This is a genomic window from Frankia sp. CcI156, from assembly GCF_001983015.1.
Classification (GTDB): domain Bacteria; phylum Actinomycetota; class Actinomycetes; order Frankiales; family Frankiaceae; genus Frankia; species Frankia casuarinae.
In genome coordinates this window covers 1-14,361 of record NZ_MOMD01000021.1, presented here as the reverse complement: position 1 = coordinate 14,361, position 14,361 = coordinate 1, and the positions used below count along the sequence as shown (strand labels likewise).

The following is a 14,361-nucleotide window of genomic DNA, read 5'->3' as shown; positions in this document are numbered from 1 at the left end:
TCACACCTCGTAGTYGGTGCCCACGCCGTCGAAGCGCAGGCGGTCCTGGATGTGGACCCGGTTGTCGTTCTTGTCGAAACCGGTCAGCAGACCCGTCTCCATCAGCCGGATGACGATCTGGCTGCTCACATCCTGCCTTCCGGCGTCACCAAGCTGCCGGATCAGGGCCCGGTAACCGACCCGGTCCTTGAGGAGTTCCTCGAAGACGAGCCGGTGTTCTTCCTCCAACGGATATTTGATCATGTCCTGGCCCAGCTCGTTCCCGATCACCAGCTTGCGTTCCAGCCGGAAACTCAGCGGCTMGACCTTGTAGTACGGCCGCAGCAGGACCTCGTCGCCGTTCCAGCGCAGCCAGGTGATGCGGTTCAGCTGCTTGGTCAGGTGGGTGATCCAGCGGACCCGCGCGCCGTTGAGTTCGTCGTCGCTGAACTCGTCGCTGAGATCCATGCGCTTGTGCCGACCGATGGAGATCATCGTGGCGGCACGGTCCCGGAAGCCCGCGACCGACCGGGCTGTGTCGGTGTCGTCGTCGCCCGCGGCCAGCCGTTCGAACCATCGTTTGCGGTTCAGCCGGTCGTCGTCCGACTCGCTGATCCGGCGGCGCAGCCAGAACTCCGACTCCGGCTCGGTGAACGAGGCGAACGTGTAGAACGACGCCAGGAACTCGTGGTACTGCTCGTAGGTTTCCCGGTAGCTGCGCCCGTACCACTGGTGGACGGCGTCCAGTTCGTCCTCGTGCGCGATGATCCGATCGATCGCGGCGGCCGCCGAGACGGCGGACTGGGTGGCCAGGTGGACGCCCTGGGAGAACAACGGGTCGGTGAAGCAGGCGGCGTCCCCGCAGAGGAAGAACCGGTCCCCGGAGAACACCTCGGAGTCGTAGGACCAGCCGATCCCGATCTACACCACGCAGGGGGACTCACCCTAGCCGCCGATGAGGATCAGGTTCAGGAAGGTCGGGCTGGTGGGCAGCAACCGGATCCGGTATCGCTCGATCAGCGCGCAGATCTCCTCCGGCGTCCGCTGCCGCGGCACGATCGCGGTGTTGCCCGCGCGCAGCTCGCCGAGTAGCGAGTTGATGCCGCCGATGTGGTCGAACAGCAGGAACATGAGGATGTTGGCGGGCCGACCGCCGGTGCGCGCCCGTTTCCCGAGCTTGTCTTCCATGATCGCGTCTAGGTTGTGCAAGATCGCCTTCGGGGTGCCGGTGCTGCCGCTGCTGAGCAGCACCAGCCCGGCGGCACCAGCCGCGGCGAGTCGCTCGTGGGCACCGCCGGCCGGTGCCGCCGCCTGGACCGCCGGCACCGGATCGATCACGACCGTGGATCCTTCGGCCGCTGCGTCGACCCGGACGATCTGCTACTTAGAAGATCCATCTGTGGGGTAGGGCGTTGCGTCGGCCTTTGCGGGGGGTCAACGGCTCCGCGGGACGAACAGGTGCGCCGCACCCGCGTCCGTCGAACGTCTTGGCGACGGCGGTTGCCAGGATTTCAGCGCAAGGGCGGGTGCTTCGATGGCATACCAGCTTGCGAGGGCGGCGAGGGAGGTGACGGCGAGGGAGGCCGCGATGTGCACGACGACGGCACCCGTACCGATACCCGCATCGACCCCGGCTTCGAGCAGGAGCAGTTGCAGCGGCCAGGCGTAGACGTAGATGCCGTAGGACAGATCGCGGCGCGCCCCCACCCGCGACAGCCCCCGTCCGGTTCCRGCGTACAGCAGCAGGTAGGCCAGCGGGGCCAGGGCGAGGGGCCGGTAGGCGTGGGGGATGAGCAGGCCCGCGGCGAGCAGGGCGGCGGCGGCGATGAGTAGGGCCCGGCTGCGCGGGATGCGGTCGGCGTAGAGGAACATCGCCGCCCCGATGAGGAAGACGGCCGTGTACTTCAGGATGTGGGAGTCGGTGAGCCGGTTGGCGCCGAGGAGCGCCCCGCCGACGGCGAGCAGCCACCCGCCGACGGCGAGGGTGAGGACGAGCCCRCGGCGGCGGCGCAGGATCCCCACCGTGCCGAAAACGCCGACCATCAGGTAGCACAGCGCTTCGAAGAACAGGGTGTGCAGGGGGCCGTCCACGGCCTGCCCGGCGCGTAGGTCGCCGATGTTGAACTGGTTCATCTTCAGCGCCGCGTTGACGAGCAGGTAGCGGACCGCCGAGTCATGGCCGGTCCAGGGGTAGCCGGCGGTGGTGCCCCGGTTCAGGYGCCACAGCAGTGGACCGATCGCGACGGCGGTCAGCGCGAGGCAGACCCAGAAGGCGGGCACGACCCGCAGGAACCGGTGCCAGAGGAAACGGGCGGTGGATGGTGCCCGCAGGTGGCTACGGATGATCAGGAAGCCGCTGAGGAGGAAGAAGCCGTCCACGGCGAACGTGCCGAGGTCGGGGGCACCGGGCAGACGTGTCAACGGGTCCGGTTCTCCCCGGACGAACAGCCATGAGTGGGACACGAGCACCGCGCCGGCCAGGATGAGACGCAGCGCGTTGAGGTTGTTGCGGTGAGGATCGAAGGCCGCGGCCAGCGTGCCGGCCCTGGGTGTGGGTACGGGTATCGGCTCCGCTGTGGGGCTTCGCTGGTGGGGGACCCGGCGGGGAGACCTGGCGAACGGTGGGTGCTGATCGGTCATGCGGTGTGGTCCCTTTCCTCCGGACGTTCCTTTCCCACCGAACATCCGTTTTCCGTGGACATCCGGCGCCGGTGACGCTGCTCGATCGCCGGCCTCGTGGGCGATCACGCACCGACACCATTCAACCCTAACGTAAGGGTAGTGTTTACTGTGTGTGTCATGAGGTATACGAAAGCAACATCCGGTGACGTGTTCCGATCGGACCACCGTTTCCCTGTGCCGCGTGGTCCTGCCGGCGGCCCCGTCCCTCCCCGGGTCAGGAGCTCGATACGTCGTTCTGTCCGAAGCCGGTCCGATGGTCAGGGCACGTGAGTGGTCAGGGCACGTGGCTGGTCACAGCAGGTGCACGTCACCCGGAATGCCGGCCGGGTGCGCATCGGCCGGTCGGGCGCGGGCGACGCTTGACGACGTCAACGTTCGTCCGAGCGTATGTCTGGCGCGGGGAACGGCGATCCGAACCGTGCCCGATCAGGCTGGTGCGGCCGGGGACCTGCGGCCGGGCATCGAGCCCCGTAGGCACCATCGCGCCGAGCACGGGCGACATKGGCGACCCACAGCACGAAGCGGCCAGCGTCCTTGACCACGACCGAGTCGGCCTCCGGCCGCAGCTCGACCCATGGCCATAGCTTGGTCCATAGCACGTGCCACACTGGAGTGTATGGCTACGACATCTATGCAGCTGGACAGCGGGCTACGCGACGAACTGGCGGAGATCGCCGAGCGGGACTTCCATGGCGTGCCGCTGGGCGAGGCGGTCCGGCGCCTGGTCAAGGAACACAAGATCAGCCGCATCATGCGGCGGTACGAGGAGCTGCGCGCCGACCCCGAGGAGTGGGCCAGCTACCGGGCCGAGGCGCGGCTGACCGACGACGCGGCCGGCGACGGCCTGCCGGATGCACGTGAGGAGTATCCGGAGTACCACCGGTGAGCCGGGCGCTGAGACTCGCGTCCTGGCAGGTGTGGCTGGTGGACTTCGGTCAGCCGATYGGGCACGAGCAGGGCGGCCCGCGCCCGGCCGTGGTGGTCGGCTCGGCGACRCACTGCCGGTTCCCGATCGACATGGCCCTCGTGGTGCCCCTGACCGCGCGGGACCGGGGCCTGGACCATCACGTGCGCATCGACTCGCCCGAGTCCGGCCTGGACCGGCCGAGCTGGGCGCRCACCGAGGAGATCACGGCGGTATCCACCCAACGGTTCACCCGGTCCACACCGCTGGGCACCGCGTCGGCCACCGAAATCGCCAAGCTGGGCGAGTGGCTACGCGAGATGGTCGCCTTCTGCTGACCCGCCGCCGCGGGCACGGCTGGCGAGCCGCGCAGGTTCGCCACGTCAACCCCCGTCCCATTCAGCCCGACATCAGCGTTGCCGCCGCAGCGTCCAGAACAGCCAGTTCCCGGTGGCCGCGCACGTGGCCACGTCCCAGCCCTGGCCGCCGAGGTCGGACAGTACCGTGACCAGCTCGTCGTAGCTGCCGGGGAACATCCGCTCCTTACCCCGGGGCATGTTGACCCGGATGGACCCCTGGTCCCACAACCATTCCACCGTGGCGAACTCGTAGGTGAAGATCGTTTCCCCCGCTCCGGTCGGTTGCAGCAGAGGATAACGGCCTTGAGGGTARCGGCTTTCCGGGCCCGAGCAGCAGACCGACCAGGCCCGCTGCCTCACTGTCGTCACCAACGCGATCATCACAGCGAAAATGCTGGCCGGGCTGGCAGTTCTGCGCCCCTGATCTGGCTGGCCGCCGCTACCAGGTAGCCGGGGTTCGATACGGGTACGCGAACGTACCMGTATCCTGTGGGGTGGGTGAAAGGAGGCTGTCCATGGCGGATGCGAATGTGCGGATTCCGGCGGAGGCGCGGGATCGGCTGGCTGAGGTGGYGGCGGCGGAGGGGCTGTCGTTGCGGGCGTATCTGGCCCGGTTGGCGAGCACGCTGCTGACGCCAGCGGAGCGGGCTGAGCGCGCCGAGCGGGCGCGGGCGGTGCTGCGGGAGTGGAGTGGTTACGACCCGACGGAGGAGGAGGCCGCGCAGGCCGACGCCGAGCTGGACCGGCGGCTGGCACGGGCGTTGGGACGGTGAGCGACGCGCTGCATGTGGTGCTGGACGAGACCGCGATGGTCTCGGCCGGCTACGGCAACGTGCTGGCCTCCCGGCTGATCCAACGCGCTCACACCGGGCCGGGGCACTTTCTGTACGCGCCGGCGTGTGCGCTGGTGGAGGCGGACCGGGCCCGGCCGGGGACCGCCGAGCACATCGCCGCGCTGCCCGCGGTGACGATCGTGGAGCTGGACCTGGCGGCCGCGCTCGCGGTGGCCCGTGATACCGGGTGGGCGCCGGCGCACGTGCGGTACGCGGCCGAGCCCGCCCCGGAGCGTCCCGAGGGCGCGGTGATCGCGACGGCGGCGCCGGACCGGTGGGCGGGTCAGCCGGTGCGCCTGTTGGATCTCCGCCCGTGAGCTGGTCCGGCCCGGATGGGGCGAGCACGACGGATGTCGCCTCGGCCGGGTCCGTGAGGGCCGCGGGAGTGGCAGTCGGTCACGATCTAGCGCCGATCGTCACGGCGCCAGGCCAGGGTGAGCTGGTGAGGAACCACGATGTGTCAGTCCCCGGTCGCACCCGACGGCATGCCGTGCGACGGTAACGAGGGGACGGGGCAGCCACCGGCCCGGCGGCTCCACCGCGGCCAACACCCGTCTTGGCGCCCGCGGGCGGGTCGTGGCCGCCGCCGTCACGGCGAGAAGACGAAAAGGGGAGCCGGGAGGGTTCGGCAGACGCTCGCTCACCTACCTCGGGTACGGGCTGCGCGACATTTCCGGCGGTAAAGCTCGCTGACGCCACCCGGCCGGGTGAGGGCGAGTTCCTGGAACGAGGCCTATATGCATGCTCATGCTGGCAGGTGGGCGCAAGCGCCACGCACTCGACCGAACCGGAGAGCGGAGGCCAGATGCGCCCGTCCCGATCAGCCCGTATACCACGCCCATTCCTTGCTGCCGTGCTTGCGGTAAGCCTGCCGCTGCTGACCGGTATATCAGGGTCGGGCTTGTCTGGGTCCGCCGCCGCGGCCACCCRGACAAAGCTAACCTGGAAACCGTGTGAGAACGGGTTGGAGTGCGCGACTCTGCCCGTTCCGTTGGACCACGCCAGGCCTGYCGCAGGCACGATCAACCTGGCGTTGATCCGTGCTCCGGCTCGCCAGCCACACCGGCGGATCGGCTCGCTGGTGATGCTGGCCGGTGGGCCGGGCCAGTCGGGAGTCGGGTTCATCCGCGACTGGCTGGGCTTCTTCGGCGCGTCGTTGCGCGACCGTTTCGACATCGTCGGGTTCGACCAGCGGGGTGTCGGTGGGAGCGCGCCGGTCCGTTGCAGCAGCGGGCAGGATAATGATCCGCCGGCCGCCACCTCCCCGTTCGCGATCGACTCCCGCGCTTCCCGCGCTGGGAGTGAGGATGAYGACGTGTACCAGGAGCTGGTTGACGACAGGCGTCAGTGGGCGCAGGGCTGTGTACGGTTCAGCGGCGCTGAACTGCCGTATCTGTCGACCGAGGCCGCGGCCCGGGATCTTGATCTGCTGCGAGCCGCGCTCGGCGAGGACAAGATCACCTCTTACGGGGGATCCTACGGCACMGTGCTGGGCGCCACCTACGCCAGCATGTTCCCGACCCGGATCCGGGCGCTGGTGCTGGACGGCGTAGAAGATCCGAACGTGTGGATGAACCAACCGCAGGAGGACCTACGCCGAATGGCGCAGGGCTTCGAGACCGCGCTGGGCGCATTCCTCGCCGACTGCAAGGCCCGGCCCAACTGTGGCTTCGGCCACGGCGACCCGGCCGGCGCCTTCGACCGCCTGGTCGAACGGCTCATCGAGAAGCCGATCCCGGCCGGCGGTAAGGACACCGGCGCCGCCCGCACGCTCAACTGGGTGACCGCCATGATCGGGGTCCGGTCCGCGCTGTACTCCCATGCCATGTGGCCGCGGCTCGCGGAAGCATTGGCACTGGCCGACGACAACAACGACGGTTCCAAGCTGCTCTCCTTCGCAGCGCAGGACCCGATCGGGGCCATCCTCCCCTTGCCGTACAGCACCTCCACCAGCGCCGATGTCGCGCATACGGCCATCGCCGCGCATACGGCCATCACCTGCGCCGACAAGGTCTTCCCGACCGTGGGCGCCTACCAGCGACTTGCTGACGAACTCAACCGCGAGAGTCCCCATTTCGGCTTGCTTTCTGGTCTCGGTGCCCTTGCCTGTGTGGTCTGGCCGGTTAAGGCTGCCTCCCGCTACACCGGACCGTTCCACGCCACCGGCGCTGCGCCGATTCTCCTCGTCGGCAGCACCGGCGACCCGGCAACGCCCTACTCCGGGGCTGTGTCCCTCGCCCGTCAACTCGCCAACAGCGTGCTGTTGACATGGCGCTCCTACACGCACACCGCCTACTTCCAGGACAGTGGCTGCGTCCGCCAGGCTGTCGAGCGTTACCTGGTCGACCTGATACTCCCGAAGCGCGGTACGATCTGCCCTGACGTCCCGACAGCGGCGGGCTCTTGAGTCTCGGTCTTCTCTCGGTCTGCGCGATTCAGCGTCTTCGCGATTCAGGGCCTTTGCGATTCATGGCCTTTGCGATTCAGGCTCACCGTGAGGATTATCCGGAAAGGCGACGACTTCGCCGGTGCGCGGGCCGGCGTAACGGTCGCCGGCCCCGGTCGGCGCACAGCGGGGCGCGGGCGAGTGGAGCGCGGCACGCGAAGATCGTCCCGGCGAGACCGGGCGGGCCGGCCGCCGCGGGGGTGATGACCGGGTCGACGACCGGGAGGCCCGCCGGTGGGGAGGCGGTCGCCGTGCCGCCGACATGCCCCAGCCATTGACAGACGTCTATGTTTGCGGTCATCCTCGGCCCGCAAGAACATAGATGGGTGTCGATGTAAGGGGTGGGCTGGATGGCCAGGGTGCAGTTGGCGTTGAACGTCTCGGACGTGGACGCGGCGGTGGAGTTCTACACGACGCTGTTCGGGGTCGGGCCGGCGAAGCGGCGGGCGGGATATGCGAACTTCGCCGTCGACGTGCCGCCGTTGAAGCTGGTGCTGATCGAGAACCCGGACGCCCGCGGCGCGGGGGTGGCGGGGGCGTTGAACCATCTCGGGGTGGAGATCGAGACCTCGCAGGAGGTCTCGGCCGCCGCCAGCCGGCTGCGGGAGGCGGGGCTGGTGACGGCGGTGGAGGAGAACACCGCCTGCTGCTACGCGCTGCAGGACAAGGTGTGGGTGGATGATCCGGACGGTGCGCCGTGGGAGATCTACACGGTGCTCGCCGATATCGCCGAGGGCGCGGGCCCGCAGCTGCGCACCGTGGAACCGGGGGCCGGGGGTGCTCCCGGGTCGGCGTGTGGCTGTGGGCCGGTGTGCGCTCCCACGGTGCCGGCGGTGACGATCGAGCCGGCCACCGCCGGCACCGGTCACTGAGAGCGAACGGTGACAGACRACGGGGAGGGCCGGCCGCCGCTGGTGCGGCGGTTGGCCGCCGAAGCGCTGGGCGCCATGCTGCTCGCCGCGTTGGTTGTCGGGTCGGGGATCGCCGCGGCGCAGCTCAGCCCGGACCAGACAGGCCTGCAGCTGGTCGAGAACGCCGCGGCGACCGCCGCCGGCCTCTACGCGATCATTCTGATGGTTGGGCCGGTGTCCGGGGCGCATGTCAACCCGGTGGTCACGGTGGTTGACGCCGCGTTTGGGGGGCTGTCGTGGCGGGACGCCGTCGCCTACCTGCCCGCCCAGATCCTCGGCTGCGTCGCCGGGGCGGTGCTGGCGAACCTGATATTCGACCGGTCGGCGGTGTCGATCTCCACGCATCACCGGGCGTCCGGGGCGCATCTGCTCGCCGAGGTCGTCGCGACCGCCGGCCTCATCCTGCTGATCTTCGCGCTGGTGCGGTCCGGGCGGGGTGAGCGGGCACCGGCCGCGGTCGGCGCCTACATCGGCGCGGCCTACTGGTTCACCAGTTCCACCAGCTTCGCGAATCCGGCGATCAGCATCGGGCGGATGTTCTCCGACACCTTCGCCGGGATCGCCCCCGCCTCGGTGCCCGCGTTCATCGCCGCCCAGGCGGTGGGCGGCGCGGTCGGCTACGGGCTGGTGCGGCTGCTCTACCCGCCGACTCCCGCCGGCCCGGCGCAGGCCGCCGGGGTGCTGCTCACCCACCCGGACAGCGCCGTGGCACCCAACGGCGCCGCCCCTTCACGTCTTCCTGGAGGTGTCTCGTGATCGACCTGGGCAACCCGACCGGAAAGGACACCGTCGTGTCTGCGAAGCCCTCGGTGCTGTTCGTCTGCGTCCACAACGCCGGCCGTTCCCAGATGGCCGCCGGCTGGCTGACCCGTCTCGCCGCCGGGAAGATCGAGGTCCGCTCTGCCGGCTCCATACCCGCCKACCGGATCAACCCCGTCGCCGCCGCCGCGATGGCCGAGGTCGGCATCGACATCACCGCCGAAACCCCGAAAATCCTCACCGTTGACGCCGTCGAGGCCTCTGACGTCGTCATCACCATGGGCTGCGGCGACACCTGCCCCGTCTTCCCCGGCATCCGCTACGAGGACTGGGCACTCGACGACCCCGCCGGCCAGGATCTCGACGCCGTCCGACCCATCCGCGACGACATCCGCGCCCGCGTCGAAAAACTCATCGGGGAACTCCTGCCTGCCGCCTGAGCACGCCAGGCCGGGCAGGCCGGCACCCGCCCGGCCTGGCGGCTGCCGGCATCCTGGTGGGGGCTGACGACGTCCGGCGGTAGCGGTGAACCGGTGGCGGTGAACCGGTGGCGGTGAACCGGTGGCGGTGAACCGGTGGCAGTGAAGCCGGTATGGTGTGACGGCGGCGGCTTTCGGTCACCGCGCGGCGGTGGGGCCCGCCGGACCCGAACCGCGGCAGCGCGCCRCCAACGGTCCCTACCTGTGACAAGTCATGCCTGGCTGGCCCGGGTGTCGCGCAGGTAGGGGGCGGGCGTGGACGACACCGAGCAGACGGTCGGTGCACCGACCGACCCTGATGGCACCGACCCTGATGGTGATGGGCCTGTCCCGGTGCGGCGCCGGCAGCTTCGTCACGCGCCGGTCGCGGTCCTGCTGCTGGCGGTGATATCGGCCGGTGGGGCGGTGGGGGCATGTGCCCGGTACGGGGCGTCGCTGGTGTGGCCGACGATGCCGGGCACGTTCCCGTGGACCACCTGGGCGGTGAACACGGCCGGTTGCGCGGCGATCGGTGTGCTGATGGTGCTGATCACCGACGTGCGGACGGTGCATCCGCTGGTCCGCCCGTTCCTGGGCACCGGGGTGCTGGGCGGGTTCACCACCTTCTCCACGTATGCGCTCGACGCGCAGCGGCTGGTGGACGGCGGGCGGACCGGGCTGGCACTGGCGTACCTGGTGCTGAGCGTCCTCGCCGCGCTGGGCGCGGTGTGGGCGGCGGCGGCTGCGATGCGATGGTTCGTGGCGAGGACGCGACGGGTCGCGGGAAGGCGGGCGTGATGAGGTTGAGCGGCCGGGCGTTGCGGCTGACGGTGTTCGTCGGGGAGAGCGACGTGTGGCATCACCGGCCGCTGGCCAGCGAGATCGTGCACCGGGCGCACCGCGCCGGGCTGGCCGGGGCGAGCGTGTTCCGGGGCGTGGAGGGGTTCGGCRCATCCTCGATCGTGCACACCGCCCGGCTGCTGTCGCTGAGCGAGGACCTGCCGGTGGCGGTGGTCATCGTCGATGACGAGCAACGGGTACGGGCCTTCCTCCCGCAACTCGATGAACTCGTCACCGAGGGGCTGGTCATCCTCGACGAGGTCGAAGTGATCCGCTACGTCGGCCGGGAGGCGAGTCGGTGAACTGGCTGCTGGTGATCGCCGGGGCCGCGGCCGGTGCGCCGCTGCGCTATCTGACCGACCGGGCGGTGCAGACCCGACACGACACGGTCTTTCCCTGGGGTACGTTCACCGTCAACGTCACGGCCAGTCTGCTCCTCGGCCTGGTCGCCGGCGCCGCGGGCGCGGGCGCGCCGCCGGCGTGGGTGGCGTCGGAGCAGGTGGTGTCGCTGGTGGGGACCGGGCTGTGCGGGGCGTTGAGCACCTACTCGACGTTCTCCTACGAAACGCTGCGGCTGGCCGAGGACGGCGCCCGGCTGCTGGCCGCGGCCAACGTCGCCGGCAGTGTGCTCGCCGCGTTCGGCGCCGCCGCTCTCGGCGCGGCCCTGGCGCGGGCGGTGTGGGGATGATCCGACCGGCGCACGGCACGAGCACAGCGCCCGCCGCCGCGGTCAGGCTACGGCCGTGGCGGTTTGTCCTGGTCTTCGGCGTGGTCAGCATGCTGGCGGACGTCGTCTACGAAGGCGCCCGGTCGGTCACCGGGCCGCTGTTGGCCTCCCTCGGCGCGTCGGCGGTCGTGGTCGGTGTCGTCACCGGGGTGGGCGAGGCCGCGGCGCTGCTGCCCCGGCTGGTCTGCGGGCCGCTGGCGGAGCGCACCGGCCGGTTCTGGGCGTGGACGATCGCCGGTTACACGCTGACCGTCGCCGCCGTGCCCCTGCTCGGCGTGACCGGCGTGCTGTGGGCGGCCGGCCTGTTGGTGATCGCCGAACGGGTCGGGAAGGCGGTTCGCAGCCCGGCCAAGGATGCGCTGCTCTCCCACGCGACCGCCGCCACCGGCCGGGGCCGCGGGTTCGCCGTGCACGAGGCGATGGACCAGCTCGGCGCGCTGGCCGGGCCGCTGCTCGTCGCCGCGGTGCTCGCCTCCGGCGCCGGCTACGGCCCGGCGCTCGGCGTCCTGGCCCTGCCCGGCCTGGGTGTCCTTGCTGTTCTGCTCTGGCTGCGGGCCCGCGTGCCCGACCCGGCCGGCTACGAGCCGGACGAGCCGCCGGCCGTGCCCGTCCCCCGTACCGGCCCGGCCCCGGCCGCCGCGCCCCGGGCCCGACTACCCCGGGCCTTCTGGACGTATGCCGGGTTCACGGCCGCGACCACCACCGGGCTGGCGACGTTCGGCGTGTTGTCCTTCCACGCGGTCACCCGTGGCCTGCTGCCGGTGGCCGCGGTGCCTGTCGTGTACGCCGCGGCCATGGGCGTCGACGCCCTCGCCGCGCTCGCGACCGGCTGGGCCTACGACCGCCACGGCCCCGGTGTGCTCGCCGTGCTGCCGCCGCTGGCCGCCGCCGTCCCGGCGCTGGCGTTCACCAACACCCCCGCGCTGGCCGTCGCCGGGACGCTGGTGTGGGGAGCGGCCATCGGCGTGCAGGAATCCACCCTGCGGGCCACCGTCGCCGACCTCGTCCCGCCCGCCCGCCGGGCCAGCGCCTACGGCGTCTTCGCCGGCGTGGTCGGCGCGACCACCGCCGGCGGCGGCGCGTTGGCCGGCGCGCTCTACGACCTGTCCATCCCCGCCCTCATCGCCGTCACCGCCGCCGTGCAGGTCGCGGCGCTGGCGCTCCTCGCGGCCAGCCGGCGCATCCGCCCCTGAGCAGGCACAACGACGCTAACGCTAATCGTCGGGCAGGAGGAYGCGAGGCCCGCCCGTCCACCTCAACAGGCCTACCCACTCCACGCCCGGGCGTCCTGTCCCGGGTTCACCTGGCCGGTGTGGATCGCGCACCTGGCCGCGGGCAGCGCGTCGCAGGACGCGCGGAGCGCGGAGTTGACGGCGGCCAACGGGGAATGCCCGCTGGTCACTTCCAGGGGCCGCAGAAGGACACGCCCTTGGCGCCGGAGCGGTACAGGCAGGCGCGGACCAGAACCCGCTTGGTGTAGGCGTACTTGACGGAGAAGTACCGGTAGCTCGATGTCGCGCCCTCCGGGGGAAAAACACGGCCGTCGGCGCTCACCTGCACCGCGACCTTGCGGTTGGCGGGAGCGTGGTAATGGTAGACCCAGCCTGAGACGGTGCCATGGTAGAAGCCCGGGTAGCCCTTTTGGGCAGACCAGGTCTTGGTAACGTCGGCGTACCCGTATCCGCGCTGGGTCCACAGCCGGTAGGAGGCGCGGGRGTCGGGAGTGGCCACGCTGCGGGCGACGTGGGCGGTAGTTGCCCGGGCCGGTGCTGCGCCGGTCAGGGCCAGCCCGGCGGCAAGTGCAGCGCTCGCTGCTGTGCTGACGAGGTGCTTGCGCGTCATCGGATTCCTCTCCCGATCGATGTTCGGGTCACGTCCGCTGGTGTGGTGTTAGAAGATCGTCCCTGCGCGATCCTCCATGTTCAGGTTATGCGGTGAGTGGCCGTGGTATCACGGCTATCTTGTGCGTGTCGTGTGAGTCCGTCGCCGGCCGGGTCGGATTTGGCGAGGATTTCCAGCCTGATGTAGCAGTGAGAGCCTGTCAGATTTTTGCGTAGGGGCTCTTCCAGCGTTCCGCTATCTACCGGCCCGTGTTCTTCGACCGGCTGGCGGTGAAGGCACCAGTCTGCCCGGTTTCGTGATCCGGATCCGCCTCTACCTGGGAACCAGCCGTCTTCGCCGCCGCCACGACGGGGAGCTGGACTGGCCGCGCACGTGGATCGACTGGCCCGACTTCCTCCTGTCCCCGTGACCAGGACCAGGCCGCCCGGCACATCCGGGCGCTGCACGAGCAGGCACGGGCCGGCACGGCGGTCGAAGTCGCCTGCGGGGGCGGCGTCGGCCGCACCGGCACCGTCCTTGCCTGCCTCGCCGTTCTGGCCGGACTGGACCCACCGGACGCTGTCGCCTGGACCCGGGAACACCATCACCACCGGGCCATCGAGACCCCCTGGCAGCGCCGTTGGGTGACCCGGTTCCCGAACCGTTGACCGGGCTGCTCGCCTGGCCTGGAAGACGCTCCAGGGTGCCGCCCGCCACTCGTACGCACCGACGGGGTGTTGTCGGGGGCGTTTCGCCCGGACGGGCACACCGCTGGCCAGCGGCGGCAACGAGCGCACCGTGCGGCTGTGGAACGTCGGATAGCCACAGGATGATTTTGTCTGAGAATTTGATGGGGCTGCGGTGGGCTGTTTGCTGGGTGCCGGGCCGTGTCTGGGATGATGGTGGGGCGTTGCCCGGTCGACGTCGGCTGTCTCTGGTGCGGACGAGCCCGTGTTTGAGTATGGCGGCGGAGGCCTGGGGCACTTGTTCCTGCTGCCGTGAGCGCGTTCCTCAGTTTCCGTGTTCAGGCTTCCCCGGGTAACGCACCTTGGAGGGTGTTTCCTGGTTGGGAAGGGAGGTAGGGGTGGAGGTTGTGTTCCCGCRCTGCGCGGGGCTCGACGTTCATCGGGACACGGTGGCCGCGGCGGTGCGGATCCAGTCCGGGCAAGAAAACCGATCGCGGTGGGGACCCAGGGCCTCGGCAAGTTTGCTGGTAAGCAGACTTTCGGCGTTGTGTGGGGCTTCMAGTGGGGTTGCGTAGCGCGCTTCTGACGCGAGGCCGGGGGCGTCATGGGTGCGGGCACGGCTCCTGGAGATCATGGAGGTTCCTACACCGTCATGATCGTCTCGAGGTGCCATGCCCGCCGCACCAGTATTACCGCCTGCCCCTGTTCTCGATCGGCTGGCTGCCGTCGGCGCCGGCAACCAGCCTCCGTCGCCGGCGGGTCTGCTGGCGGTCTTCAACCAGCTACCGGACCCCCGGAAGCCCCGCGGCAGGCGGCACAGCCTGGCCGCTGTGCTGACGCTGGCGACCTGCGCGGTGCTCGCCGGGGCGCGGTCGTTCACCGCGATCGGTGAATGGTCCGCCGACGCCGGCCAGGCGGTCGCGGGCCTGCTCGGCGTCTCTCGAGTGCCCGAGGAG

Annotated in this window: 18 protein-coding genes and 1 pseudogene; 14 read left to right on the top strand and 5 right to left on the bottom strand. The window is 70.4% G+C overall.

Features of this window, described 5'->3' with window-relative positions; genetic code table 11:
• The 3 genes from CcI156_RS09425 to CcI156_RS09415 form a co-directional block, all read right to left on the bottom strand.
• On the bottom strand, window positions 1-870 hold the full coding sequence (locus CcI156_RS09425; protein ID WP_076805326.1) for a tryptophan 7-halogenase: 870 nt from the start codon (window positions 868-870) through the stop codon (window positions 1-3).
• A gap of 54 nt (window positions 871-924) precedes the next feature.
• Window positions 925-1,317 carry an AMP-binding protein gene (locus tag CcI156_RS24700; protein WP_076805325.1) on the bottom strand — a complete coding sequence of 131 codons (393 nt, stop codon included), beginning with the start codon at window positions 1,315-1,317 and terminating at the stop codon, window positions 925-927.
• Window positions 1,318-1,413: 96 nt separating this feature from the next.
• Window positions 1,414-2,619: an acyltransferase gene (locus CcI156_RS09415; protein ID WP_076805324.1), complete on the bottom strand. Its 1,206-nt coding sequence runs from the start codon at window positions 2,617-2,619 to the stop codon at window positions 1,414-1,416.
• Window positions 2,620-3,277: 658 nt separating this feature from the next.
• On the opposite strand from CcI156_RS09415, the gene CcI156_RS09410 reads away from it, so the two are divergent.
• Together CcI156_RS09410 and CcI156_RS09405 are read left to right on the top strand one after the other, a co-directional pair.
• Window positions 3,278-3,547 carry a hypothetical protein gene (locus CcI156_RS09410; protein WP_035733467.1) on the top strand — a complete coding sequence of 90 codons (270 nt, stop codon included), beginning with the start codon at window positions 3,278-3,280 and terminating at the stop codon, window positions 3,545-3,547.
• On the top strand, window positions 3,544-3,903 hold the full coding sequence (locus tag CcI156_RS09405) for a type II toxin-antitoxin system PemK/MazF family toxin (RefSeq protein WP_076805323.1): 360 nt from the start codon (window positions 3,544-3,546) through the stop codon (window positions 3,901-3,903). Before CcI156_RS09410 ends, CcI156_RS09405 begins: the two co-directional genes overlap by 4 nt.
• A gap of 72 nt (window positions 3,904-3,975) precedes the next feature.
• Here CcI156_RS09405 and CcI156_RS09400 read toward each other — a convergent pair whose 3' ends face one another.
• On the bottom strand, window positions 3,976-4,293 hold the full coding sequence (locus CcI156_RS09400) for a hypothetical protein (protein WP_198031033.1): 318 nt from the start codon (window positions 4,291-4,293) through the stop codon (window positions 3,976-3,978).
• 146 nt (window positions 4,294-4,439) lie between these two features.
• Here CcI156_RS09400 and CcI156_RS09395 point away from each other — a divergent pair, with 146 nt between their 5' ends.
• From CcI156_RS09395 to CcI156_RS09350, 10 genes are all read left to right on the top strand, one after another.
• Window positions 4,440-4,697: a hypothetical protein gene (locus tag CcI156_RS09395; RefSeq protein WP_076805322.1), complete on the top strand. Its 258-nt coding sequence runs from the start codon at window positions 4,440-4,442 to the stop codon at window positions 4,695-4,697.
• Entirely contained in the window at window positions 4,694-5,074 is a 381-nt protein-coding gene (locus tag CcI156_RS09390; RefSeq protein ID WP_011436745.1) for a hypothetical protein, read from the top strand. The genes CcI156_RS09395 and CcI156_RS09390 overlap by 4 nt, the downstream gene beginning before the upstream one ends.
• Before the next feature lie 716 nt (window positions 5,075-5,790).
• Entirely contained in the window at window positions 5,791-7,164 is a 1,374-nt protein-coding gene (locus CcI156_RS09385; RefSeq protein ID WP_051623968.1) for an alpha/beta hydrolase, read from the top strand.
• Window positions 7,165-7,553: 389 nt separating this feature from the next.
• Entirely contained in the window at window positions 7,554-8,075 is a 522-nt protein-coding gene (locus CcI156_RS09380) for an ArsI/CadI family heavy metal resistance metalloenzyme (protein WP_023840324.1), read from the top strand.
• Between the two features lie 9 nt (window positions 8,076-8,084).
• Window positions 8,085-8,870, top strand: a complete 786-nt coding sequence (locus CcI156_RS09375) for an MIP/aquaporin family protein (RefSeq protein ID WP_076805321.1) — start codon at window positions 8,085-8,087, stop codon at window positions 8,868-8,870.
• Window positions 8,871-8,905: 35 nt separating this feature from the next.
• The gene (locus CcI156_RS09370) at window positions 8,906-9,313 is read left to right on the top strand and encodes an arsenate reductase ArsC (protein ID WP_076805387.1); all 408 of its coding nucleotides are present in this window, start codon (window positions 8,906-8,908) and stop codon (window positions 9,311-9,313) included.
• A 294-nt stretch (window positions 9,314-9,607) separates the two neighbouring features.
• Complete coding sequence (locus CcI156_RS09365; RefSeq protein WP_011436738.1) at window positions 9,608-10,129, top strand: CrcB family protein; 522 nt, start codon at window positions 9,608-9,610, stop codon at window positions 10,127-10,129.
• Entirely contained in the window at window positions 10,126-10,473 is a 348-nt protein-coding gene (locus CcI156_RS09360; protein WP_076805386.1) for a DUF190 domain-containing protein, read from the top strand. Before CcI156_RS09365 ends, CcI156_RS09360 begins: the two co-directional genes overlap by 4 nt.
• Complete coding sequence (locus CcI156_RS09355) at window positions 10,470-10,859, top strand: CrcB family protein (protein ID WP_011436736.1); 390 nt, start codon at window positions 10,470-10,472, stop codon at window positions 10,857-10,859. Before CcI156_RS09360 ends, CcI156_RS09355 begins: the two co-directional genes overlap by 4 nt.
• Window positions 10,856-12,091, top strand: a complete 1,236-nt coding sequence (locus CcI156_RS09350) for an MFS transporter (protein WP_023840326.1) — start codon at window positions 10,856-10,858, stop codon at window positions 12,089-12,091. Before CcI156_RS09355 ends, CcI156_RS09350 begins: the two co-directional genes overlap by 4 nt.
• 205 nt (window positions 12,092-12,296) lie before the next feature.
• Here CcI156_RS09350 and CcI156_RS09345 read toward each other — a convergent pair whose 3' ends face one another.
• The gene (locus CcI156_RS09345) at window positions 12,297-12,740 is read right to left on the bottom strand and encodes a hypothetical protein (protein ID WP_076805320.1); all 444 of its coding nucleotides are present in this window, start codon (window positions 12,738-12,740) and stop codon (window positions 12,297-12,299) included.
• A gap of 196 nt (window positions 12,741-12,936) precedes the next feature.
• On the opposite strand from CcI156_RS09345, the pseudogene CcI156_RS27680 reads away from it, so the two are divergent.
• Together CcI156_RS27680 and CcI156_RS09335 are read left to right on the top strand one after the other, a co-directional pair.
• Window positions 12,937-13,387: pseudogene (locus CcI156_RS27680) on the top strand (protein-tyrosine phosphatase family protein).
• A 689-nt stretch (window positions 13,388-14,076) separates the two neighbouring features.
• On the top strand, window positions 14,077-14,361 hold a 285-nt coding region (locus tag CcI156_RS09335; protein ID WP_139341459.1), incomplete at its 3' end, for a transposase family protein.

Bases quoted from the DNA above. Each gene is read 5' to 3' on its own strand.
- CcI156_RS09410 (WP_035733467.1), top strand. From the start codon at position 3,278: ATGGCTACGACATCTATGCAGCTGGACAGCGGGCTACGCGACGAACTG.
- CcI156_RS09380 (WP_023840324.1), top strand. From the start codon at position 7,554: ATGGCCAGGGTGCAGTTGGCGTTGAACGTCTCGGACGTGGACGCGGCG.
- CcI156_RS09350 (WP_023840326.1), top strand. From the start codon at position 10,856: ATGATCCGACCGGCGCACGGCACGAGCACAGCGCCCGCCGCCGCGGTC.